Origin of the sequence: Massilibacteroides vaginae (assembly GCF_900178525.1) — a bacterium.
GTDB classification, from domain to species: Bacteria; Bacteroidota; Bacteroidia; order Bacteroidales; family Tannerellaceae; genus Massilibacteroides; species Massilibacteroides vaginae.
On record NZ_FXDJ01000007.1, the window covers coordinates 417,245 to 441,916 of the forward strand.

Annotated in this window: 16 protein-coding genes; 1 reads left to right on the forward strand and 15 read right to left on the reverse strand. The window is 40.4% G+C overall.

The features are described 5' to 3' along the window. Positions 1-38 precede the first annotated feature (38 nt). The 15 genes from hemN to B9Y81_RS04780 all read right to left on the reverse strand — a co-directional run bounded on the left by hemN (position 39) and on the right by B9Y81_RS04780 (position 24,149). The gene (hemN, locus tag B9Y81_RS04710) at positions 39-1,406 is read right to left on the reverse strand and encodes an oxygen-independent coproporphyrinogen III oxidase (protein WP_085535837.1); all 1,368 of its coding nucleotides are present in this window, start codon (positions 1,404-1,406) and stop codon (positions 39-41) included. A gap of 1 nt (position 1,407) precedes the next feature. Continuing rightward, positions 1,408-2,613 (reverse strand): MFS transporter, encoded by a 1,206-nt coding sequence (locus tag B9Y81_RS04715; RefSeq protein WP_085535838.1) that lies wholly within the window; start codon positions 2,611-2,613, stop codon positions 1,408-1,410. A gap of 6 nt (positions 2,614-2,619) precedes the next feature. Then, on the reverse strand, positions 2,620-4,704 hold the full coding sequence (locus B9Y81_RS04720) for a TonB-dependent receptor (protein ID WP_085535839.1): 2,085 nt from the start codon (positions 4,702-4,704) through the stop codon (positions 2,620-2,622). Between the two features lie 144 nt (positions 4,705-4,848). Then, the gene (locus tag B9Y81_RS04725; protein ID WP_176221457.1) at positions 4,849-7,107 is read right to left on the reverse strand and encodes a TonB-dependent receptor; all 2,259 of its coding nucleotides are present in this window, start codon (positions 7,105-7,107) and stop codon (positions 4,849-4,851) included. 153 nt (positions 7,108-7,260) lie between these two features. Further along, on the reverse strand, positions 7,261-7,911 hold the full coding sequence (gene trhA / locus B9Y81_RS04730) for a PAQR family membrane homeostasis protein TrhA (protein ID WP_085535841.1): 651 nt from the start codon (positions 7,909-7,911) through the stop codon (positions 7,261-7,263). 9 nt (positions 7,912-7,920) lie between these two features. Further along, positions 7,921-8,502, reverse strand: coding sequence for a LuxR C-terminal-related transcriptional regulator (locus tag B9Y81_RS04735; RefSeq protein WP_085535842.1), 582 nt, complete (start codon positions 8,500-8,502; stop codon positions 7,921-7,923). A gap of 11 nt (positions 8,503-8,513) precedes the next feature. After that, positions 8,514-9,206: a helix-turn-helix transcriptional regulator gene (locus tag B9Y81_RS04740; RefSeq protein ID WP_176221445.1), complete on the reverse strand. Its 693-nt coding sequence runs from the start codon at positions 9,204-9,206 to the stop codon at positions 8,514-8,516. 22 nt (positions 9,207-9,228) lie between these two features. Then, complete coding sequence (locus tag B9Y81_RS04745) at positions 9,229-10,158, reverse strand: sugar phosphate isomerase/epimerase family protein (RefSeq protein ID WP_085535844.1); 930 nt, start codon at positions 10,156-10,158, stop codon at positions 9,229-9,231. A 7-nt stretch (positions 10,159-10,165) separates the two neighbouring features. Beyond that, entirely contained in the window at positions 10,166-11,560 is a 1,395-nt protein-coding gene (locus B9Y81_RS04750; protein ID WP_085535845.1) for a Gfo/Idh/MocA family oxidoreductase, read from the reverse strand. A gap of 28 nt (positions 11,561-11,588) precedes the next feature. Further along, complete coding sequence (locus tag B9Y81_RS04755) at positions 11,589-13,166, reverse strand: SUMF1/EgtB/PvdO family nonheme iron enzyme (RefSeq protein ID WP_085535846.1); 1,578 nt, start codon at positions 13,164-13,166, stop codon at positions 11,589-11,591. A 209-nt stretch (positions 13,167-13,375) separates the two neighbouring features. Further along, positions 13,376-16,474, reverse strand: coding sequence for a glycoside hydrolase family 2 TIM barrel-domain containing protein (locus tag B9Y81_RS04760; RefSeq protein WP_085535847.1), 3,099 nt, complete (start codon positions 16,472-16,474; stop codon positions 13,376-13,378). Positions 16,475-16,500: 26 nt separating this feature from the next. Beyond that, the gene (locus tag B9Y81_RS04765) at positions 16,501-17,667 is read right to left on the reverse strand and encodes a Gfo/Idh/MocA family protein (RefSeq protein WP_085535848.1); all 1,167 of its coding nucleotides are present in this window, start codon (positions 17,665-17,667) and stop codon (positions 16,501-16,503) included. A gap of 153 nt (positions 17,668-17,820) precedes the next feature. Continuing rightward, positions 17,821-19,713, reverse strand: a complete 1,893-nt coding sequence (locus B9Y81_RS04770) for a RagB/SusD family nutrient uptake outer membrane protein (RefSeq protein WP_085535849.1) — start codon at positions 19,711-19,713, stop codon at positions 17,821-17,823. Positions 19,714-19,725: 12 nt separating this feature from the next. Then, positions 19,726-22,821 carry a SusC/RagA family TonB-linked outer membrane protein gene (locus B9Y81_RS04775; protein ID WP_085535850.1) on the reverse strand — a complete coding sequence of 1,032 codons (3,096 nt, stop codon included), beginning with the start codon at positions 22,819-22,821 and terminating at the stop codon, positions 19,726-19,728. A 137-nt stretch (positions 22,822-22,958) separates the two neighbouring features. Beyond that, complete coding sequence (locus B9Y81_RS04780; protein ID WP_085535851.1) at positions 22,959-24,149, reverse strand: MFS transporter; 1,191 nt, start codon at positions 24,147-24,149, stop codon at positions 22,959-22,961. 261 nt (positions 24,150-24,410) lie between these two features. Here B9Y81_RS04780 and B9Y81_RS04785 point away from each other — a divergent pair, with 261 nt between their 5' ends. Continuing rightward, the gene (locus B9Y81_RS04785) at positions 24,411-24,659 is read left to right on the forward strand and encodes an XRE family transcriptional regulator (protein ID WP_245832396.1); all 249 of its coding nucleotides are present in this window, start codon (positions 24,411-24,413) and stop codon (positions 24,657-24,659) included. Positions 24,660-24,672 lie beyond the last annotated feature (13 nt).

Genomic DNA, 24,672 nt, shown 5'->3' on the forward strand with positions numbered 1-24,672 from the left:
TAAATCCGTAATAGACAAAGCCGTCTAAGGGCATCTTTTTACACGGGTTTGGAGAATACTTTATCCGTGCTTCGCATCAATAAGTCCATTGAGGCGGCTACATTGCGGACAAAGAGACGCCCGTCGGTCGTGATTTTTAATTTGTGTTGATTGTACTCGATCAATCCGTCTTCTTCAAACTGCCGCATTTGAGTTTCATCGTAACCAATTGTTTGTTGCAATTCCCGAACAGGGAGGACTAATCTTTCCGATAAAGAGCGCCAATCTATGCTGTAATTACACATCAGTGTTTCAATTACTTCACGCGTGATTTGTTCCTCCCGGCTCAGTTTATAGCCTTTACTAACGGGTAGTTCTCCCTTCCCTGTCCGCTCTATATATTCCGGAATGCTTTTTGTGTTCTGACAATACGCGTCCGAAAGCTGACTGATGCCCGTTACCCCAAAAGCGTATACCTGTCCGGTTGTGCGGCGTGTACAATAGCCTTGAAAATTACGGTGCAGCTTACCATTAACAAGTGCTTCATACAGTTCGTCATCCGGTTTAACAAAATGATCCATACCAATACTTTTATAACGTGCAGATGCCAAAACAGCACAGGCCTCAGTGTACATGCGGCTCTTTTCCGTGCTTAGCGGCAAACCGGCTTTCTCAAGCATCAACTGACGTTTATAGATGCCCGGAACATGGGCGTAGGAAAAAGTAACTAACCGATCCGGTTCAAGTGCAACAGCCCGACTTATTGTATTGGCAAAACTATCCGCCGTTTGGTAAGGCAGACCATAGATAAAGTCCATGTTCACTTTCGCTCCATGTGCTTTCAAAAAGTGTATAATCTCCTGAACGGGAAGAAGAGCAGGTTTACGATTCACCGCCTTCAATACGTTTTCGTCAAAATCCTGTATACCCAAACTAAAACGGTTAAAACCTGCTGCCGTCAGTTCTTCCCAATAGACTTCGTCGGCATATCCGGGATGACATTCAATCGCTATTTCGGGACGTTCTATGCATTCAAATGCAGAAAGCAAATGCGCATTCAATTCACGAAGATAACGTGCCGGCAAAGCTGTCGGTGTTCCGCCACCGTAATGTATCTGCGCGATCTTACGTTTCGGATCAAGTCGTTTTATCACTAAATCAATTTCGGCATGTACGGCTCGAATATAGTTTTCCACCGCATCCGGTTTTTGCATGGCGTAGGCGTTGCATCCACAATAATGACACAAGCTACGGCAGAAAGGCATATGAAGATAAAAAGAAATATGATCCGGACAGGCCGTATTCGACCCATCTATCGCTGATTCATAATCGGCAGAAGTAAATGAATCAGTAAAATAGTTGGCCGGTGGATAACTCGTGTATCGAGGAACCGGAACGTTATATTTTTCGAGAATCGCTGTATTCATGTCAGTCATTACATTTTTCGCCTTTAAAAACTGTCAGCACATAGATCAAAGAGGTCAACGCCATAGTTGCCTGAAAGCAAAATAACCCCTGATACCCCCACAAATCGGCCAGTTTACCGCTTAAAATAGCAATACACATACTGCTAAGATGCGTCACTACGGTTTGTATCGTAAAGTCGGTGCCTTCCCTACCCGGGCGCACACAATCCATGGCAGTTGTATACACCACGATCGTAGCCATGCCGTAACTTCCCCATATCAGGAAAATACCGGCATACAGCACCGTAGAAGATGGATTCAAGAAGGTTATTAAAGTAAAGAAAACAGCCGTAATAAAAATCACTGCCGCGAAAAGAACGCGAGACGCGTGGCGTCCTATTCTACGCATAATAAAGCCACCGGCAAACGACGCTATTGCCCCCACCGAAGTCCCCACAATGCCATACATCAATCCAATCTCTTGCATATCATACCCTTGGTCAACCATATACGGTTTGAGCATAGCAAGCGTACCTATCAATCCGGAATAGAAAAGAAACAAAAACCCAACCTGCCGCCAGATTCCTTTTTGATTGAAGAAGTATATAAAATCCGCTTTCTTTGCCCGCACAGTAGTCTCAGGAGCTTGAATCTCCAGCTTTTTATTCAGAAAGAGCGGCAATAAGGCCACAAAAACAAACAAGGCAAGACAAGGCAAAAGGTTATTCCAGCCAAACTGACGGAACAAGAGCAGTAAAAGACCGCTTCCAAGCATGGAGCCCAAGAAACTACCCATAGACTGCATACTATTAACCAAGCTCTTATCCCGTTTGTTAAATGACAATACCGCTAATGCATCCGTAGCAATATCCTGCGTAGCAGATGCGATAAAAGACAAGATAATAAGCATCAGTATCAGATAAAAATCCAGCTTAAAATCGAGAAAAGAAACCGCGAAGATCAATCCGGCGTAAATCAGCTCGGAAGAAAATATCCAACGCTTAAAATGATTAGTCGTAACACAGTTTCTATCTACAAAGGGAGACCACAGGAATTTGAATATCCAGGGGAGCTTTATTAATTGCAATAACCCTATTGATGCAAGCGAGAAGTTTTCCTGCCTCATGATCACAGGCAATACCGTCGAGAAAAAACTCATCGGAATAGACTGTGCTATATAAAGAGACAGGAATGTACCCAGATCAACTACTTTCCTTTTATTCAGCATATTGGTTTAAAATGACATCGCTATACTACCCCCAAAGGTAAACGGTTTTCCTTTCTGGGCAAAGCTGTTACCCAGCGCTTCGAAATAAAAAGCAGTATAATTCGTATTTGTTATGTTTTTTGCCCAAAAGGAAACCGAAGCCTTACCCTGAGAAACCGTTACTTTACCATTCAACAACCCATACCAGGGCTGGGTCGTTTTGTTGTCTTCAGTCCAGTACAACTTGCCTGTTGCCGTATAACCAAGACTGAACGTTACTCGATCTATTTTATCAAACACGGAAGACAGCGTATAATCCGCATTAAGCGTAAGTGTATTCAGCGGAACCATTGGCAGAAAATTACCGTCGTAATTCAGTTTTTCAGATCGTTGGTATTCTTTAAATACAGCATGCGTATAGCCGTAGTTTACCTGCCACAGAAAACCGTTAAACGGACGTCCGTGCATACTTACTTCAAAACCCCTGCTTTCCGACTTGCCCGCATTTTTCAGCATAGAACCTTGTCCGCTCGCTATCGGCTGATATATTTGTTGTTTGCGCCAGTCTATGTAAAACAAGGCAAGATCCAAACTCAGGTAGTTTTCCCAAACATCCAGTTTTGCTCCTAACTCATAGTTCCAACTATATTCCGGATCAAAAGTACGATCAGCTTCCGTACTGAATGAGGTATTAAATCCTCCGGTCTTATACCCTTTTGTTGCTGTGGCGTAAAGCATTTCTCCTGTTGGCAATGTATATTGCAACGCGATTTTGGGTGTTAGCTGGCTAAAGCTAAGATCCGCATCAAAACGATCGGTTTCCTGCGTCACGGCGTCTTTCGTATTGAAAGCCAAATAACCATTTTCCGCATGTTCATAATCATAACGAAGTCCTAAAGTAAGTGCTAAGCCATCTATCAGTAAATCATCGAATGTAGATTGATGATAAAAAGCAACTCCGTAAGTAGGCATGTCGTATTCTTTGCCGGTAAGCAACTTTTGTGCCTTAAAGTCCATCATTAATGTATTGTCTACTCCCTGATGAAATCCGAACGCGCCAAACAACCATTTGTAGCGCCCATCGTTGTTAGACTTGATATTCAATTCTTCTGAAAACATATTTTGTTTTTGCTTCTGCGTAACAAAATAAAGATCGGCAGGAGAAAAATCCTGATCTATCTGCTGATTATCCGAAAGGTATTGATAGGAAGTCTGACTATTGATATGAAACAGATCCGTACGATATTCCAAATTGAGTCCGGAAGTAGAGATCAGTCGTTTATATGAACTGTAAGCATTGTAATTCACCTCCTTGGCGGTGTGTTTCGCACTATCATAGGGAGCATAAGGATAACCTCCCTGATCGGTATGATCCAAGTTGCTGATCAGTTTTAGTGTCAAACGATCGCTCACATCCCATTCCAGACGAGCACGTCCGGAAGCGGCAAACAAATCATCCGCTTTCTTTCCTGTATATTCATTGGTAAAATAGCCGCCGGAATTAACCACATCTCCGGATACGGCAAAAGCCACCCGGTCGGTTATTTTTCCGTAATGAGAAACGGAACCTTTTAGGTTGTTGTAATTTCCGGCCGTAAAACGCAGGTTAGTGCCTTGATATTTTCGTGGTGATTTTGTATATACATTAATAATACCCCCCATTGTGTTACGTCCGTAAAGCGTGCCTTGAGGCCCACGCAACACCTCGATCTGGTCTATCTCCGAGAAGTCAAAGTCAAAGGCAGATTTTTCGAAAAACGGCATACCATCGATATATAAGCCTACGGAAGGCGCGTTAATCCTCGATCCGATGCCACGGATATAAACGGGAGAGGTCAGTTTTGAACCATAGTCCGGGATAAATAAGTTGGGGATAAGCGAACTCACATCCTTAATGCTTGTTACCTCACGATTGCGAAGCATTGTGCCATTCACGGCAGATGCCGCTAATGGAGCGGTATTCAGGCTGCGTTCTTGCTTAAATGACTGAATAACCACTTCGCCCAAATCTACCTGATTACTGATTTTCGTTGTGTCTGCTTCTTCGGCGTGTACTCCCAAAGAAAAAATAAAGCCAATACCGATACATATAACTGCTTTTATCTTGTTCATTTTCTCACTATATTTTTTTAGTCTTATACTTATCTTTTATGAATATATCCTTTATTTCTCTTTTTCTATATCTGTGGAAAAACTTTTCTATATCTGTGGTAAAGTTTTTCTATATATATAGAAAAAGGAAAATATCCTTTATTCTTAAAAGTTCCATGTAATATCAGCACCAAAATGTACTGGCTTTCCTTGTTGTAAGAAAGAGTTTCCGCGAGATTCGAAATAGAAAGCAGCATATTCTTTATCCGTCAGGTTGCGCCCCCACAGGTCTAATCGTAAATTGCCCTTCCTGATTCCGGCTTTCATATTCAGCATACCGTAAATAGATTGCGTTATATCGTTTTGTTCGGTCCAGTAGATTTTCCCTGCTCCGCTGTATTGGGCAGAAACAATTAGTTGATCCACCCAGCAATTGGTTAAAAGTTTATTGTAGTTCAGCCCGATATTAAACGTATGGCGTGGGGTATAAGGCACAAAATTACCTTTATAGTCATTTTTACCATCGTCGTAATCACGGAATGTCGCACGTGTATACCCGTAATTCAGGTCGGCATTCAATCCCGGCAGTAAATTCGCTTTAACGGATAATTCCGCTCCGTAACTTTCTGCTTTACCGCCATTTGCCAATATGCGTCCGTTGCCGCTTGCCACAAACTTGGTAAGTTGTATGTCTTTAATATCCATATAGAACAACGTAAGTTCGGCCTTCAATACATCTTTGATCAACTCACTGCGTACTCCGGCTTCATAATTCCAGCTTTGTTCGGGCTTATAAGCCGATACGCTCTCAATAGGCTCGGGCTCAACCGCCAAATTCGGAACATATTTACTCATCAGGTCATATTGCATTTGCCCTTGCATATAATCGGCAGACATCTGAACGTTGTATCCACCGGTTTTATATCCTTTGGCAACAGACAGGTAAGTGAACGTTTGGCCGGTACATTTATACTTCAAGCTTATACGGGGAAGAAATTGCCAGAAATCTTGTGATATATGTTCATCCACAACAGAAGGCTCAACAGGCAGTTCTCTGATCGGAGCGCCCGGAGCTGTTAACATGCCAAGCCTCATCGAAGCGGCTGATTTATATGTCATTTCTTGCTTTTCATAATCCAACCTCCCCCCTACGGTAACCGACAGACCTTCGGTAAAAAGATTATTGTAGGTTGATTGATGAAAGAGAGCGGCTCCATAGGATGGCGTATCAAATGTGCCCGGGATATGGAGTTGATCGTCTAGCACCTGAAGATGCGGCATCTGCGGAATTATCTTTTTCAAATCATCAAAGACTGATTGCAGGATATGTTGCATCCCATCTTCTTTGAAGGTTACAGGGGCTTCCGTTTTCAAATTATTATAGAAACCGTATGCACCGAATGACCATTGATAGTTATTGTTCGTGTTACTCTTGATGGCAAGTTCTTCGCTGACGGCGTGTTGCTTTTGTTTTTGATTCAATGTAAACATGGTAGAATCGGTAAAGTCTTGATCTAACCACATATTGTCTTTGAAATACTGGTAGCCGGTAGTACTGGTCAGGCTGAATCCTTTTCCCCGGTATACAAGTTGCAGGTTATTGGCCAATATCGTTCTTGTGTATGTGTTTCGATCATTAAAATTGACCGGAGCCAGAGAATCGTTCTTTTGAAAATACTGTTTATACGGAAATGCACCCTGATCTGTGTAGTCCATATTTAATCCGTAGGTCAAACTCAGGTTGGGATTGATTAACCACTCCAATTTTACGCGTCCTCCTGCTGATTCTTCATTATCAACTTTCTTACCGGTGTATTGATTCGTAAAGAAACCATCATTGCGATCGTAATACCCACCAACGGATAAGCCAATAGTAGATCCGAGCTTCGCATAATGGGAAGCGCGCGCTTTGAACTGTCCGTAATTGCCACCGGAAAGGCTCAGCTTCGTGCCCTGATACGTTAATGGAGAGAGTGTATAGATGTTGATAATTCCACTCATCGCGTTTCTTCCATAAAGCGTACCCTGTGGGCCTCGTAACACTTCAATACGCTGAATATCCATCAGTTCAAAATCAAATATACTTTTATCCTGATAGGGAACATCATCGACATAAAGCCCGACCGACTGTCCGCTGCTTCGCGCACCTATCCCGCGAATATAGATTGCCGATGTGTATTTGGAACCATAATCCGGCATATACAAATTGGGAACATAAAAGCTGATATCTTTCAACGACTCAATCTGACGACCTCCGATGTTCTGCGGAGTGAGCACAGAGGCTGCCGCGGGTATATAACGAAAGTCGTTTGTTTCTTTAGTTGACGAGGTGACTACAATTTCATCAACGGAATAGGTCTTAATAGTATCGTTTAAAACAGGTTCTTCAGCATGAAGAATAGTAAAGCAGAGCATAGTACACATAATAAGTGTACAGGATAAACACCTTTTCATCTATTATAGGTATAATTTTAGTTTGTTCCACAAAATTATTACCATTCAACGGGAATCACAATCACTACATGTAGTGATTTTTCAAAAAGGATGTATTAGGAATTACAACACAAAGCTTAAATGTTAGCTAACAACAAGGTATATGGCGCAAATGTGACATACGCTTCCTCCGAGAACAAAAAAATGGAAAACGGTATGCATATACTTCATATTTGCAAAAGAATAAAACACCGCGCCTATGATATAGGAAACACCTCCCCCTAAAAGCCAATAAAAAGCAGCTGTTTGTCCGACTGCGGATAATGCGTTAAGCAATGGTTTAAGGGCCACCAGAATAGCGCATCCCATCACTACATAGCAAACAGTCTCCAAATGGTTGTGCTTTGTGTGTTTTCTGAAACTAAGAATAACACCCACAATCGCAGAAAGCCATACGAACAGAAATATTCCCCACCCCCACCAAGCCTCATCACGAAGGGTTATCAGTGTAAATGGTGTATAAGAACCGGCGATATGCAGATAGATCGAGGCATGATCCAACTTTTGTAAGAATTGTTTTCTTTTGGGTGCCACGGAGGCATGATAGCAGGTTGATAAGATATAGCAGGAAAGCATTCCAAAGAGATAAACCCAAACGCTGATTGTTGCCCGAAGATCATCTCCTGCCGCTTTGAGCAGAAAGTAGCCGGAAACTATTCCAAGCAATATGCCCAACGCGTGTGATAAGGCATTTGCTGCTTCTTCTTTTGGGGAGTATTGTCGGGCTCTTGTCATAGAAACAATCTATAATTCAATCTCATCAGCTGAGATAAGCCCATTCATAATGGCGTAATAAGTAAGTCCGGAAATAGTCTTTATCCCGAGTTTGGCTGTTATGTTTTTACGATGACTTAAAACGGTATTCAGGCTAATATTCAGCTTATCCGCAACTTCTTTGTTGGTAATCCCCCTTACAATCTGTTGTAATACATCCACTTCACGCACGGAAAGACCTTTATTGCTTTCCGAACTATTGCTTTCGCAACTAAACAGATGTTGCAACCAATCGATAATTACTTCAAGAGGTACCGTATTGTTGAGATGAAAATTGGAAGCAAGTGGGTTGGCGTTTTCTTTTATGTCCCCTTCGGAAGTAAGCACAATCGTTTTGTTGCGACGAGGTAAAAAGAATTCGGAATAAAGGACAAATACATCCGACTTGATAAAAAAATAGTCGAACTGATCGGTACCATGTTCTTCCAATTTGCTAAAGGTAGAGAAAACAGAAATTGTTACCGGAGGAAAAAAATCCGTCAGAATAGTTTGTAGTCCGATGCTTTGGAACGTATCAGTAAGGATTATCGCTATTTGCTTACTTTTATGCATATAGGAGTGAATTAAAGGCTAAGCTTTTCCATAGCTGATACCATTGGTGCCAGAATACGATAACGGATACGATCTTGCTGGCGTATGTCTTTTTCCAAACTTGCAATAGAGAATATCACCGCATAACAAAGATTTTCATTGTATTCACCCGAAATATGCTTTATAATCAGACTTTTCAAATCAGTAAGCAATGCTTCTAAAGAATTGTCTATCTGCTGTTCCGGCAAATTTAACAGGCATGATTCCTGTTTGCTGGATTGGAGCTTCCCTAATTTTTCGCTTAGATTAAGGCAATAAGGAAACCATTCGGTCGTGTCTTTATCAATTCTATCGGTCAATTTGGTTTTGAAAGAGGCAAAAAACTTTCCGATCAAGGCTACTGAGTTATTTCCTGCAGAAGCACTTAAGGAGACAAACGAACCCAGATGTCGCTCAATATTCGGAATCTGATGCCGTTGATAGTCAATATTCGTTTTGGTTAGATAATCAATAATCTGTGAGGTATGAAAGGCTTGTAGTTTCTTCTCCGGAAAATATTCTTCATTAAGAAAGGTGTTGATCACTACAAGCAAGAAGTCGGTATCAATATGGTATTGCCCGCATACTTCCTGAACTGTTTTATCAGCCAGCCCCAAACGAATACCAAACCTGTTAATAACAGGAATGAGTGAGGGATGTTCTTCCACCACCTCACTCAACTGCATATTTGAATATATCAAAGGCATATTATGCTTCTTCCCATTGTTTGCGTAAGAGTTCTACAGCAGCAGGAAGCACCACATTTCTATCTCCCTGACAGCCGCACTCAAAACTTACATATTTATCATAGCCTAACATTTTCAAGCCTTTAAAGCCGGCTACGTAATTGTCCGCGTCACCGTCTTCACCGGGCATACTTCTACGTTTACGACTTGCCATGTGAACATGCTGTAAATATTTTCCGGCTGAAAGGAAAGCTCCCATATCACAGGTTTCTTCCCATGTCATGTGCCAGAAATCTCCCAGACATGTAACACCCGGATTATTAATATCGCGACAAATCGAAGCAGCGTCGGCTACCTGACGTAAATAGAACGCTTCTTTTCTGTTAAGAGGCTCTAATATAACAGTGGTACCATGCTCTACGGCAAAAGTTCCTAATTCATCAAACCATTTACAAAGGAAATCTCGCGTTGCCTGCGTATGAGGCATAACCGGAGTTTGATGATTAAAAGCAGGAACAATAATTACTCCGGTAGAACCAAGTTCGCCGGCAGCAGTAATAATTTCGTGCATGGTATCGCGGCATTGGTTTCGTACGGCTTCATCCTCAGCAAGCATGAAACCTTGAAAACCGGCGCAAATAGCACTTACTTTAATATTACGTCCTTTTAGAGCATCCTTAATTTCAGTTACACGTCCGCCTAATCCTTTTCCTCCCGGCTCAAAACCAACAATACCTAATTTTTCGAAATAATCGAATTTTTCGTTTAGGTCTTTTCCCGGAGCTGTTCCTTCTTGAAAAGAAAGTTTCAGTTCCAGCTGGCTTTTAGCAGTTTCGGAACTGCTTTGACCTGAAGTTGAAGAAGTACATCCAGCCCATGCTGTAGTGCTTGCCGCAGTAGCGGCAGCACCAGCAAGAGATGTTTTTAAAAAATTTCTTCTATTTAATGACATAGTATCTTTATTTCTTTTCAACAGGTTTACCTGGAACCTGAACTACAAATCCGGACATATCCATCTTGCCAAGGTTAAGATCTTTCGGCAGATAGTCTTGAGAAGATGCAATCATTGAATCCCAAGAAATTTCAGCACCGGTATAAGCCGACTCACGTCCCATGATAGCAGCCATATTAGCAATAGCCGTTTCTGAAGCTTGTTCGATTTCTTTCTTACCACGAATGCTGTTAATCCAGTTTACATGCTCAAGAACGTATGGGTTTGTTTGTTTGAAAGTAGCTTTTTCTGCTTCTTTATCAAATTTCCAAATAACATTATCAGCAAGGTCTTTAATTACAGTTTCTCCATTAGCAGTAGACCATGATCCTTTAGTTCCCTGAATAAATTCGCTTACATTATTTACACAGCCATCAATCTGACGACACATACTATGCAAGTGGATTCCGTTTTCCATTGTGAAATCAATACTGAAGTTATCGTATTGATCACCGGTTAAACGACGTTGGCGAGAACCGAAACCAACAGCTTTTACAGGTTTCAAACCACTAAACCATGTAAATACGTCAATATTATGAACGTGCTGTTCTACGATATGGTCTCCGGATAGCCATTTCCAGTTAACCCAGTCTTTGATCATCCATTCGCAATCGCTCCAACCTTGTTGACGTTCGCGATACCAAAGCATATTCTGATTCCAATAAACTACACCACCGGTAATTTCACCGATTGCACCTTCCATAATTTTCTTGTAAGACTCAACATAATTACGTTGGTGATGACGTTGCGTACCTGTTACAATGCGAAGACCTTTAGCCTGTGCTTGTTTAGCTGTCGCTACAATTATTTTATAGCCCACAGGATCAACACAAATTGGTTTTTCAAGGAAAGAATGTTTTCCTTTTTCTGTTGCATATTGGAAATGGTAAGGACGGAAATTAGGAGGAGTAGCAACAATAACAACGTCAACTCCACTATCAATTACTTGTTTGTATGCATCTAATCCAACAAAACGCTTGTCGGCAGGAATGTCAATACCTTTATCTGCTTTTAGTTTGTCGGCAAGTCCGTCAACTCTTTCTTTAAATGTATCTCCAAGGGCAACAATGGTTACACCATTTGCTGCATTTAGGAAGTCAAACGCAGCACCCGAACCACGTCCGCCACAACCAATAACACCGGCTTTCAATTCTTGTCCGTCTGTTGCTAAATCTACTAATTCAGGGATATAATAAGTTCCTGGTTCCTTAAGCGCTTTAGTTGCAGCTGCATTTTCTGCACCACCGCCACCGCAAGATGTTAATACGGTTGCTGCACCACCTGTGCCGATTGCTCCAAGAGCACCTGCCATAGCTGAACTTTTCAGGAATGATCTTCTGCTAATACTATTTTCTTTCTTCATGATATAAATTATTAAAAGGTTTATATTGTTAATTCGGATTTACTGATGAATCAGGCTCACAAACTACACGGAATCCAACACCACGTATATCTGAGTACCACCAGATACTTTGCGGTTGTTGCGGGTCTGTTTTTAACCAGGCTTCATGTTTTGTAAAGTCACGAGCTGCACTTCTTAATTCTGCGGCATCTGACGTATAATTACCTCCACGTACAACCCATTCTTCTCCTGTGGTTATAAGTGGATTTGTAACATTTTCTTCCGTTTTGGAATAGGCTTCCGGATCATATTTGTCAGCACAATATTCCATCACGTTACCTAACATATTCTTCAAACCAAAAGGATTTGCCTGCACAAGAGAAGGCTCCTGAGTTCGGTTTTTACTATTTTTATTGTAAATCACGAAAGCACTGATCGGTTCGGTTTTCGCGCTAAACATCTTACGCCAAAATCCCTGATCAGAAAAGTCTTTCGGGCTTCCTTCAAAGAAATAAGCACTTTCTGTTCCTCCGCGAGCGGCGTATTCCCATTCAGCTTCTGTTGGCAAACGATATTTTTTTCCTGTTTTCAATGACAACCACTGGCAGAAGGTTTCCGCAGCATAGTGTGTCATGGTAATAGCCGGTCGATCTCCTCCACCCCAACCTTGATCAGGGAATCCAAACGGAGGCGTAGGACCGGAAACAGCATCTACGTCGGGATTACTATTGTTTGCATAAACAGCTTCAGGAGGCGTACGTCCTTCGCTCATTGTTTGTCCGTAAAATGCCCAATATTGATCCCACGTAGCTTCTACTTCAGCCATAAAGAACGGGCTTAGTGTTACGTTACGAACAGGCGTTTCATCTGCTTTCTGGAAAGCTTCTTTGGAAGAACTACCCATTTTAAAGGAACCACCGGGAATAGCAATCATTTTAAAGGAAACCATGGTTCCCGGTATCTGTTCAACAAAATCTGAAAATGAAGTAACCGGAGTTGGTTCTTTATAATATAAGCTGGTATCTATCGGACCAGAGGACATAGTAGGGATACCCTCCAGTTTTCCATGTGTATAATTCGGATTATAATGCCCGGCGTCCAAGTGACAACTTATACATTGTAAGTCTAATTTCTTTTCGTTTTCCTCATAATAAAGATGGGCTGTTATTCCATCATTATCAATACCCTCCGGGAATAAATTCTGATGACATTCTTTACATGATTCATTCGGTATGAATTTAATGGCATTCTCCAATTGTGATTTGCTATCCCAATCAAAGTCTGCACTGTCTTTTGTTAAATAGCCCCAAAGATCTTTAGCGCCTAATTTTGCTTTTGCAGTATAATGCGCCCAGGTATCATGTTTTGGTGGAAGGTGACAATCCACACAATGTACTTTAACACCGCTTCCGTTGCTCACATGTTGTCCAATCTTCCATGTTTCTTCCGCATGAGGATGAACATGACACATCATACATGACTCATCTGTTGAAAAATAAACTGAGGTTTGATAAACACCAATCATCATGGCCACACCGAGACCGAGACCAAGTAGTAGAAAGAAAGTTTTCCCACGAAAAAAACTTTTTTTCTTTTGAGAGTTTTGAAAAGAGTTTCTGTTTGTCATTTGTTTTTATGGTAAATCTGTTAGCAATAACATCAATTTTGTTATTATATACCTCTATTTAAGGCACTAAAGTTAATCTTTTTTTTATTGAGCAAAAATTAATCTATTCCTATTTTAATAAAAACATAAAAATCACATCTTCAAAATATACGGTAAAGAGTCTGATATACATCTATTAAGATTAAATCAGACTCTTCACCGTGTATTATTTAAAGAACAGCCCGCACCGGACGTATAATTAATGTGAAATTATAATCCTTATAAGGTATTCTATATTGTTCCATCGGAATAGCGCCCCATGTGTTTACACAACCTAAGCCCATTTGTATTTTGTCGATGCATACATTCGTATAATCAACAGGACAAACAAATGCGGAGTTACGTTGTTCTTTCTTTTCTCCATCATCCAATGACGCTATTGAATAATTCAAAGCTGAAGCAGAGAATGGTGATTCTGCGACAAACAACAAGCCATTTCCACTTAGATCGGTCTGCGCCCACCAGCGAACGTCTGATTTCGTTCCGGTTTCCTGCGGACGTACATAGGAGTAAAATTGCTCGCAAACAGATTGACGATATAATCCGATATCTTCAGATAATTTCCTGTCTGCGTAGTTTTCTACCGGACCACGACCGTAATATTTAATACGGCTCATATCTTTCGGCATTTGCATTTGCAAACCAAAACGGAACAGTTCCGAAACATCAGCACCTTTAGTCGTTGTCATAGACTGTGTAACCTTAATCTCTCCGATGTTATTGATTACATAAGTCAGTTTTAGCTTAGCTGATACGGCTTCCATATCATAATCAGCCTGTATAATCACCTGATTATTTTCAGTACGGCTAACAAGGTTGTTAAGTTTCAGTCCCGGATTTAACCAGGCTCTATACTTAAGTTGCAAGTTCGCACCCATATCATTGTCCGTTGGTGCACGCCAAAAGTTCGGAGTCAAACTACCTCCTTCGTGCAGCATTGCCAAACCATTTACGTCGTACCTACTGATATAGCCATCTGATTTATTAAAATCAATCTGGAAGTTTTCCCCTGCCACAATAAGATACTGCACATCATTGTCTTTCACTTGTGGTGTCACAACCTGTAGATTGCTACCGGTTACGTTTGCCAGTTGCATATCACATGGTTTGTATTCACGTACTACCAATTGATTTTTCGCGACTTTATGTCCAGCCTGCAATAAACAACATCCTTTTTTAGTCTTGAAAGCGATATTCAACAAGATTTCCTTTTCCGGACAAATACCATCAAGCGAATAGCCCAACTGTACCGGAACGGTTTTCTGAGGAGCTACATTCAGATCCTGAACAAAACCACGTTGAACAACAATTCCATCAGCCAACAACTCCCATTCAGCATAATAAGCCGAAAGGTCTGTAAAGAAGTTTTCGTTGTACACATTTACGACACCTTTATTCAGATCAGATGGGGTTACCCAAATCGATTGATATGTATAGGCCACTTCATACATGTGAGGGTTAGGTTTACGATCCGGATTTATCAAACCGTCATTAACGAAGTTGTTATCCGAAGCATCATAACGATTGAAATCACCGCCATAAGCATAATAGGAAACCCCATTCTTTTTCATTCGCGGAGACTGATCAACAAAGTCCCAGATAAATCCACCCTGATAATGCGGATATTTACGTGTGAGATCCCAATATTCCTTAAATCCACCTTGCGAGTTACCCATTGCATGCGCGTACTCACATTGGATTAATGATTTTGACGGGTTATCCTGACAATACTTCTCACTTCTTTCATAACCCAGATACATCGGGCAATAAACATCGGTAAATTCATTGCCATGCGCCTGTTCGTACTGTACCGCACGAGAAGGATCTTCCGCTTTAATCCATTTATAGCAAGCTTCAAAGTTCGGTCCGAATCCTGCTTCATTACCTAAAGACCAGAATATAATAGACGGGTGATTAAATCCACGTTGCACATTACGCTGGTTTCTTTCTAAATGCGCCTTATCATAAAGCGGATTCTTAGCCAATGTTTTGTCATCATACCCCATTCCATGCGATTCAATGTTCGCTTCAGCAACAACATACAAACCATACTTATCACACAGTTCATACCATAGATTATTATCGGGATAGTGACAAGTGCGCACCGCGTTGATATTGTATTCTTTCATAATACGTATATCTTGCAACATACGTTCAGGAGTAACCAAATAACCTGTCCGGGGATCCATCTCATGCCGATTTACTCCCTTAAACAATACAGCTTGTCCGTTTACAAGAATTTGTCCACCCTTCAGTTCTATCTTGCGAAATCCTACTTTTACAGGAATAGACTCGATTAGTTTATCTCCATTTTTAAGATTGGCAATTAATGTATATAAATTCGGCGTTTCGGCTGTCCATTTCAATGGATTAGCAACGTTCATAGTAATGGATTTCTTTCCTCCTCCTTTTGTAGACGCAGAGGCCACTACTTGTCCTTTATCGTCGAGCAAATTAAGTTCTGCCGTTGCTCCTCCTATCAGATTAAGCGCAATATTCAATGTAGCGTCTTTATATTGCTCATCCAAATCCGGAGTTACACGAATATCCTGAATATGTTGTGGATTACGTGTATAGAGATAACAGTCACGGGCAATACCTGATAAGCGTATTATATCCTGATCTTCCAGATACGTTCCGTCACACCAACGGAAAATCTGAAACGCGATCAGATTTTTGCCCGGCTTTAGGTATTTGGTAAGGTTGAATTCGGCTTCCAGTCGACTATCTTCGCTATATCCTACAAATTGTCCGTTTACCCAAAGATAAAGATTTGATACAGCAGACCCAAAATGCGCAAAAACTTCTTTGCCTTTCCAATCTGCGGGCAAAACGATTTCTTTACGGTAAGATCCTACATTATTATTTTCAATAGGAAATACGGGAGGATTGTTCACGAACTGATTTCGCCATGCATACCCAATATTTACATAAATAGGATCTCCATAACCATTCAGTTCCCAAAGCCCGGGAACGGGCATATTGTCCCACCCTTTATCATTGAAGTCTGTACGGTAAAAATCCGTCGGACGAGCATCCGCGTTCTTTACCCAATTAAATTTCCACACCCCATTAAGGGGCATGAAATTAACAGACTTCTCTTTAACACCCTTCAGTGCAGCTTCTTCCGTTTCGTATGCAAAGTAATTCGTATGCATCGGAGCACGGTTTATAGCATTCACTTTCGGGTCTTGCCATTCATTTCTCTGCGCAAATAACGAACCTGCCACAAAGAAGAGTAGAGTGTATATTATTAGATTAAATCTCATGTATAGATATATTAAAAATTAGTTGATCAGTCGATCCACTTCTGCCATTTTTGAGTGTCGTTATACCCGGCTTCTACCATTGTTTCAATAAACTGCATACCTCTTACGCCGTCATACACAGTTGGAAAATCCAACGTTTCTTCGGCAGGTTTCTCTCCTTTTTTAAACGCTCTTACAGTAGCCGCGAAATTCCGGTAGATATTGGCAAAAGACTCAATAAAACCTTCGGGATGCCCCCCCGGAGTGCGTGAATTATATTTCGCGATGTCCCCCATATATCCTCCATTTCCTACACGATAGATTTCTTTCGGTTTGTTGATCCACATTGCATACAAAGAATTCGGCTCTTCCTGTTTCCACTCCAAACCACCCTTTTCTCCATATACACGGATACGAAAATTATTTTCTTCGCCGGCACAGATCTGAGAAGATACAAGTACACCTTTAGCTCCATTATCATATTTAAGGAATGCCGTACCATCATCGTCAATAGGACGATTAGGTACAAAAGCCGTTAAATCACCACATAATTCGGTTACCTTTTGACCTAAAACATATTCGCTCAAATGCCATGCGTGTGTTCCAATGTCACCTACGCAACCGGCCTTGCCCGACTGTTTAGGATCAGTACGCCATCCGGCGTTATTGCCACCTAACAATTCTATTCTTTCAGAAAGCCAACCCTGGCAATATTCCACATAAACTCTGCGGATTTTACCCAATTCACCCGCTGCTATCCTTGCCTTCATATCTTTAACCGCGGGATACCCGGTATACACATGCGTAAGCGCAAGGATCAGGCCGGTTTCTTCTACTTTTTTCTGTAATAATTTCGCTTCTTCCAAAGAAAAAGTCATTGGTTTATCTACAACAACATGAAAACCTCTTTCCAGCGCCATCATCGCAGGTTCAAAATGCCAACGATTAGGCGTTACGATGGTTACGAAATCCATTCTTTCACCTTCCGGTAGAGTCATTTCATGTTCGAACATCTCCTGATAACTGCTGTAAATACGTTCTTCAGGGAGATAATATGAAAGTCCTGAACTACGGGAAATTTCCGGTTTTACGCTAAAACAACCACAAACAAGTTCGATCTGATTGTCCATAAAAGCACCACAACGGTGAATTGCACCGATAAAGGCATCGGACCCACCTCCGACCATACCCATTCTTAGTTTTCTGTTTTCCATAATATATCAATAAGTTAAAATGTAACAAAGTATCCCCTTTCAGAGTAAAAGAGGGTTGCACAAATATATACATAATCAGTTAGTTAATCATGCAACCCTCCATGGATAATCTTAATCTTTCATTATATTGGAAGAATCTACTTACTTAAAAAATTATTTACTACCCATTCCAGGATTTTGAACCAAATTAGGATTACGACGCATTTCATCCTGATGAATTGGAGCAAAATACATTTTATCTAACCATTTACGATTCTCACGGCTGGAAAGATCATTTACATAGTAGTAATAGTCATACTTTTCTTCGTCATGAATATAAGGCTTGTTAGAGACTTTACCCGGTTTCAATATACCTTCAACAATAATACCAGTCAAAGGTTTATTTCCACATTCAGGAGCGATCATCCAACGACGAACGTCGAAATAGCGATGTTGTTCATAAGCAAATTCTGCACGACGTTGTTGACGAATAAATTCCCGTAAATCGGACTGATTAAATTGTTTTCCACGAACAGACAATACTGATTTAACATCTTTCAGGTCTATACGAGCACGCAATTCGTTTATCCATTTAGCCGCTTCTTCCAGTTCATTTAATTCAACACATGCCTCAGCCGCAATTAAATACATTTCAGCTAATCGCATATAAACATGGGGTACAGTTTGTCTAAAATATTGAGCATCGATAGAGGTATCTATAAGCTTCTTTTCATAATATCCTGTCCAGGAACCGTTCCAGTCTTCTATAGGTCCTTGACGGGTATCAACACCCCACATAGAACGACGTTTAACGCCATCACGAAATTCTATTTCTTCATCTCCGTTTGTTACTTCATATTTACCAGCTTGCAAACGTCCCAGAGGAGTTGGATCAAGCGTAGCGGCATCAGCAGGACGTGGACGTCCCCAAGTATTTCCGTCAGTAGCTACCGTTGCATAAAAACGTGGTTCGCGTCCATTATAAGGATTACCTTTTTGAAATTCACCCGGCTTAGTCATTCCCTGAGGCATAGAGCCATCTTCAAATTCAAAAGCCATCACTAAATCCTGTGTTGGAGTAGTTCCTGCCCAGTTATGGTAACCATTAGGTCCATGCCATAGTCCCATATTATTTGCATTTCCAATAGATGTATGATAATTGCGAACAAACATTTGTTCACTATTCTGTACATCTGTCATAATCGCTTTAAATTTTTCTGCTCTTTCTGTATTTAATCCTCCCCTACAATCAATCAGGCTAAAAGGTCCTTCGTTTATTACTTTTACTGCTGCCTCTTTCGCCGCACGATATGTAGCCATACGATCTCCGTCAAATTGGTTTACATTTAACGTATTAACAGTACGGTCTGCATAAAGAGGACTAGCCACATGAAGCAAGATACGTGCTTTCAAACCGGTAGCAACAAATTTTGTTACTCGCCCCCACTCAGACGAGCCTACAGTTTCCGGCAAATATTTCTCAGCTTCCTCTAAATCTTTCACAATAAACTCCAGACATTCCCGCATTGTACTACGCGGCTTTTTCATCTCTTCCACTTGGTCTAAGGAAAAGTTTTCAGTGATAATTGGCACACCACCGTAACCACGCACCAATTCATGATACATATGCGCACGCATATAATAAGCTTCACCTTTCATCCTTTGCAGATTATACCCAATCTTTTCAGGAACATTATCAATATTATTGATAATTACATTGGCAAAACGAATTCCATTATATCTCTTCTGCCATTTAAAAGGATTATTATCATTTTCATACCACTGAAGGTTACCTTCAGTAATTGAAGCCGCTTCTACAACGTCCTTTTGACCATAATTATGTGTAAAATAAGCATCATCTGTCAAACCATCCAGCGAGTGCTCTTGTGCTCCGGGATGAATATTATTATATAAGTCGTTAACAAAGGCTTGCGTCAAAGCTGCGTCATTAAATACCATTTCCTCCGTATACGAAGTAGAAGGTACTATATCCATAAAATCTGAACAAGAATTGAACACAATTACCGAGCTCAACACAATTGCTATTATTTGTTTTTTATTTTTCATAATCATTTAGATTTAGAATGTTACTGAAACACCAAAATTCCAAATACGACGCTGTGGATACTCACGTCCGGTATCATTTGCCTCTGGATCTTGCACCTTTACATTGTCGATTGTAAAGAGGTTTGTTCCGGTTACCGACACTCGCAAGTCCTGAATGCCTGCATTCCGTATAGCAGGAAAATTAAAGGTATAACCTAATTCCAGATTCTTTAAACGGAGATAATCTGTTTTGAACTGATAGTAAGTATTCTTTTGATCAGTTCCGTTCTTAGCCCAATATTCATTTTCCCGATTATATGCGCGAGGATGCTCTACCATTGGATTTTCTTCGGTCCAACGTTTATCATACATAAACTTGTAATAGTTTCCAGCTTCACCGGCTCTTTCACGCCAGATATAAGTAATACCACCGGCTGCACCCTGAAACAAAGCCTTGAAGTCAAAGTTATTCCATCTAAGAGCAGTAGTAAGACCAAACATAAACGGAGGCTCAGAGTTTTTGCTTGAACGAACACGGTCGTCTGAATTTATAACACCATCATTATTTATATCTACATATTTAATATCTCCCGTACGTGCATTAGCCCAATGAGGGTAGTTATCTAATTCTTCTTGCGTATTAAACACTCCATCAGCAATATACCAAAGTTCTGTATTCACTCTCTTACCAGTACGTTTTTGGTATTCCGGAATTCCCGGGGTTTCGTCCCAAAACAACAGCTTATTCTTCGCATAAGTCATATTAAAAGACAAGTCATAATCCACCTTTCCTACTTTATCATTCCAAGTGATCAAACCTTCAACACCCTTATTCTCCATCTCACCAATATTTTCTCTTGGCAAAGTTATTCCGGATATTTGCGGTAATGAAGCATTTCTGTAAATCAACATATTGGTACGCTTCTGGTAAAATAAATCAGACTCAAGACTCAAACGATTATCAAGAAACTTGAACTCAAATCCAAGGTCATAGGTTGTTCCCACTTCCCATGTGATATTGGGATTAGGAGTACGAGTCGGATATAATGTTTTTTGGAAAGTCGAACCAAACATATACTCTGTTCCAAAACCGTAGGTGTTTAAATATTGAATTGTTCTATCCACATTTCCATCATTATCGACTAAATAGTCACTACCTGTTTGCGAAATTGAAGCACGCAATTTGAAGTAATTGATAAAATCTAAGTTCTCTTTCCAAAATGCTTCTTCTGAAGCACGCCATGCAGCAGAGACACCAGGGAAAAATCCATATCTCTTTTCTTTCGGGAAACGGTAAGAACCATCATACCGGAAAACAAATTCAATCAAATATTTTTCCAAATAGTTATAGCTGGCACGCCCAAAGTAATTAATACGACTTTCCTTCCATGAATAGCCTTCGGTTTCCATATCAGTCACAGAACCATTATTAATTTCATCCAGAGCATCAGATATAAAATACTTACGTGTAGCCCTTACCATACGCCAACTATTTTCCTGACCTTCAACGCCAAGAGTGATACCAACATTATGGTCTCCGAAAGAACGATCATACGTAGCGACCAAGTTTGCCATCCAGTCATTTTGTTCTTCCCTTCTTTCTTCCAACTGAGGCTGAGAAACGCCTTTCAAAGCCGGAGTTAGCTTATGTTCCGGATTACCATCCCACGTGTAAAGAGTAAACGGAGTCTCAAAACGACGACGGTTCTTGAAATGCTGGTCATACGAACCTGTTCCAACAAGAGTCAAGCCTTCTACACCAGGGATCTTCAATGTAGCTCTTAATGTATTTTGAATAAAATACTCTTTGTAGATATCCTTTCCCGTTTCCGGCGTTGCACGAACTACAGGGTTGTCACCATATTCAATATCGGGTCCGGGTTCTCCTGTAGGCCAATAAGCAGGTAAAATAGGTTTGCTTCTAACCATCGAACTAAAAATATCCCCTGCACCCCGAGCTGGGTAGTTTGTTTCTTGTAAACGATTCACACTTCCATAAGAAATATCCAGATAATCGTTAATTTTCATATCTAAATTAGCACGTATACTGTATTGGTCATAACGGTTTGCTGATTTCTTATAAATACCATCCTCTCCGTTAGCCGCTAAACTCAGATAAAATTTATATCGTTCATTTCCTCCGGAAACACTCAAGTCATGACGGTATAAAGGAGAATTATTTTTTACAGTCTCTTTATACCAATTCGTATTAGGATGCCCCCAAGGATCAGAGCCATCTTGATACAAACGTAAATCTTCATCTGAATAACGAGGAGAGCGACCTGAATATTTATCGATTTCATTTACCATAGTTGCATATTCAAATGCATTTGCTAATTCAGGTATACGAGTCGGTTGCGAAAAACCCATACTACCCGTATAAGTAACTGTTGGCTTCCCATCCTTTCCACGCTTTGTGGTGATCAGAATTACACCGTTTGCCGCACGTGATCCGTAAATGGCAGCAGCAGCATCTTTTAAAACCGACATAGATTCGATTTCATTCGGATTGATACGGTTCAAACCTCCAGTACGTCCGGGCACTCCATCAATCACAATAAGAGGATCATTGTTTCCCAAAGAATTTGTTCCACGGATACGAATTGTAGTTCCACCACCTCCCGGCTCATCTGAACGCTGCCAACCGATTACACCCGGCATGCGCCCAACCATAGCATTAGATAAGTTGGTCGTTGGAGAAGCCTTTAATTCTTCCCCTCCCACACTTGCTACTGCACCCGTTACCGTTACTTTCTTCTGCACCCCATACCCTACAACGACAACCTCGTCAATTAACTGCGTGTCATCTTGTAAAGTCATATCGATAACAGTATTAGCACCAACGGGTACTTCTTCTTTTTTATAGCCGATAAAAGAGAAAACAACAATGGCATTACTATTTGGAGCCTGAAGGGTATATTTCCCATCCAGATCCGAGATTGTTCCGGTTGTAGTACCTTTAATAGAGACGTTTACCCCAATAAGAGGTTCGCCGGCCGAATCAAAAACAGTCCCACTTATAGACTTGGTTTGAGCAAATCCGGGCACACAGCATAATAGCAGTAATAAGGTAAACAAGAACGAAACAGTCCTTTTTGTACCAATTCGGTTTGTTTGTTTTGTTAACATAGATGTTTTGTAAATTATAGATTTAAGATTCTTTTTTGATCGGATAGTTCTGATTTATCCTTTAAATAGTTAAAAGCGAAAATTGGTTTTTCCTTTTTTTCATTTCATAGGCAATTTCATTATTAGAGATTCGACATTTATGTTGTTTTATTTTCTTTGAAGCATAGCATGAAACCAACAAATATTATTGTGATCATGATTAGGGGAGCCGTCCATATAGCAACCCAATTATAGGATGATGCCGTTGAGAAATTGTCGACTACGTTACCGGCAACTAAAGTACCGAGGTATTTGCCGACACCGTAAGTAGCAAAAGCAATAAGTCCTTGTGCAGAATTCCGTAGATTGGAGGGCGCTTTTTCGTCCACGAATAATTGTCCCGAAACAAAAAAGAAAGTGAAGCAAAAACCGTGTAAAGGAAGTGCTGCATAAATAAAGGCACTAACTCCTGTTGATGCGGCAAGAGCAAAGAAGCCATAGAGCGACATCCATACAAAAATGGCTATACCGATACTTCCCTTGTACCGTAACTTAGCAAAAAAGAAGGGGAAAGTAAACAGGAAAACTATCTCGGCTATCTGCCCCAGACTCATGGCTGCCGCGGCGTTTTTGATTCCAAAATCATTCAGATATAAATTGGTAAAGGAATCATAAAAGGCTAAAGGAATACAGGTTAATGCGGAAAACAACAGCAAGATTGTAAAAGAGCGTTCCTTCGTTAATTTGAATGCATCAAAACCAAGCATTTTGAAAAAGGAGATTTTCTCTTTACTCCTTTCCGGCTTCTTGTAAGGTAGAAGTAAAGCAAGCCCAACGCCCAAAACAGAGGATACACCTGCGATAAAAAAAGGCGTAGCCAAATGTTCTACATTCAGAAAACTTACCAACACACCGGCTGCAATCCAACCAATAGAACCAAGTAATCGTATCCGGGAAAACTCCTTTCCGGGATCTTTCAGGTTTTCAAAAGAGATCGAATTACACAAAGCCGTAGTCGGCATGTAACAAATTGTGTAAGCGAAAAGAACAGGAAAGAAAAGGGAAAATTCTTTTATTTGAGTAAGCCAAAACAGCAGTCCTGCACCAACAAGATTAAGGAAAGCCATAACATGATTGGCTGAAAAAAATCGATCCGCAATCATACCCACTATAAATGGGGAAATCATAGATGCGATGGCAGCCGTTCCATAAGCAAGACCGATTTGTACTCCCGAAAAGTTCAAGGTTTGCCCGAGGTAAGTTCCCATAGTTACATACCAAGCACCCCAAATAAAGAACTGAATAAACATCATTACAGATAACTGTAACTTCTTTGTGGTTGAGTTCATCTTAAAATAATTCTAACGTGACTTAAGTAAATGCTAACAAATAAAGTTCTGAAATAATCTTACAGTGTATCCGATACAACTCTTGCAAATATATTACATTTTATCATATTTCACACTATTTACGGATATTATATTACACAGAAATTAATTGCACTTGAATTACAATTAATTTATTTATCGAAAGAATAATATATTAGATAATATTAACTAAATACACCTGATAAAGGTTACCCTCAGGAGTATGTTGCAACTAAAATTAATATGAAACAGGCTGGTTTTAGCCTGATCATGTCTGGAGAACGTGAATTAAAGTACAACACATTATTGCATATTGCAACTATTTTCCAAATGAATGTGGTAGACATTATTACATATCCCGAAAAATATTGCCCGGAAAAAGACACAAAGATTTCTGCGGATGCCGTTTTACAAATACGATTAGATGGCAAAATGAAAGAAGAATTTTTACGCTCTTTTTTAGGCTCTGAAATACAAAATATTCTAAAATAAAACATCGTTTTTT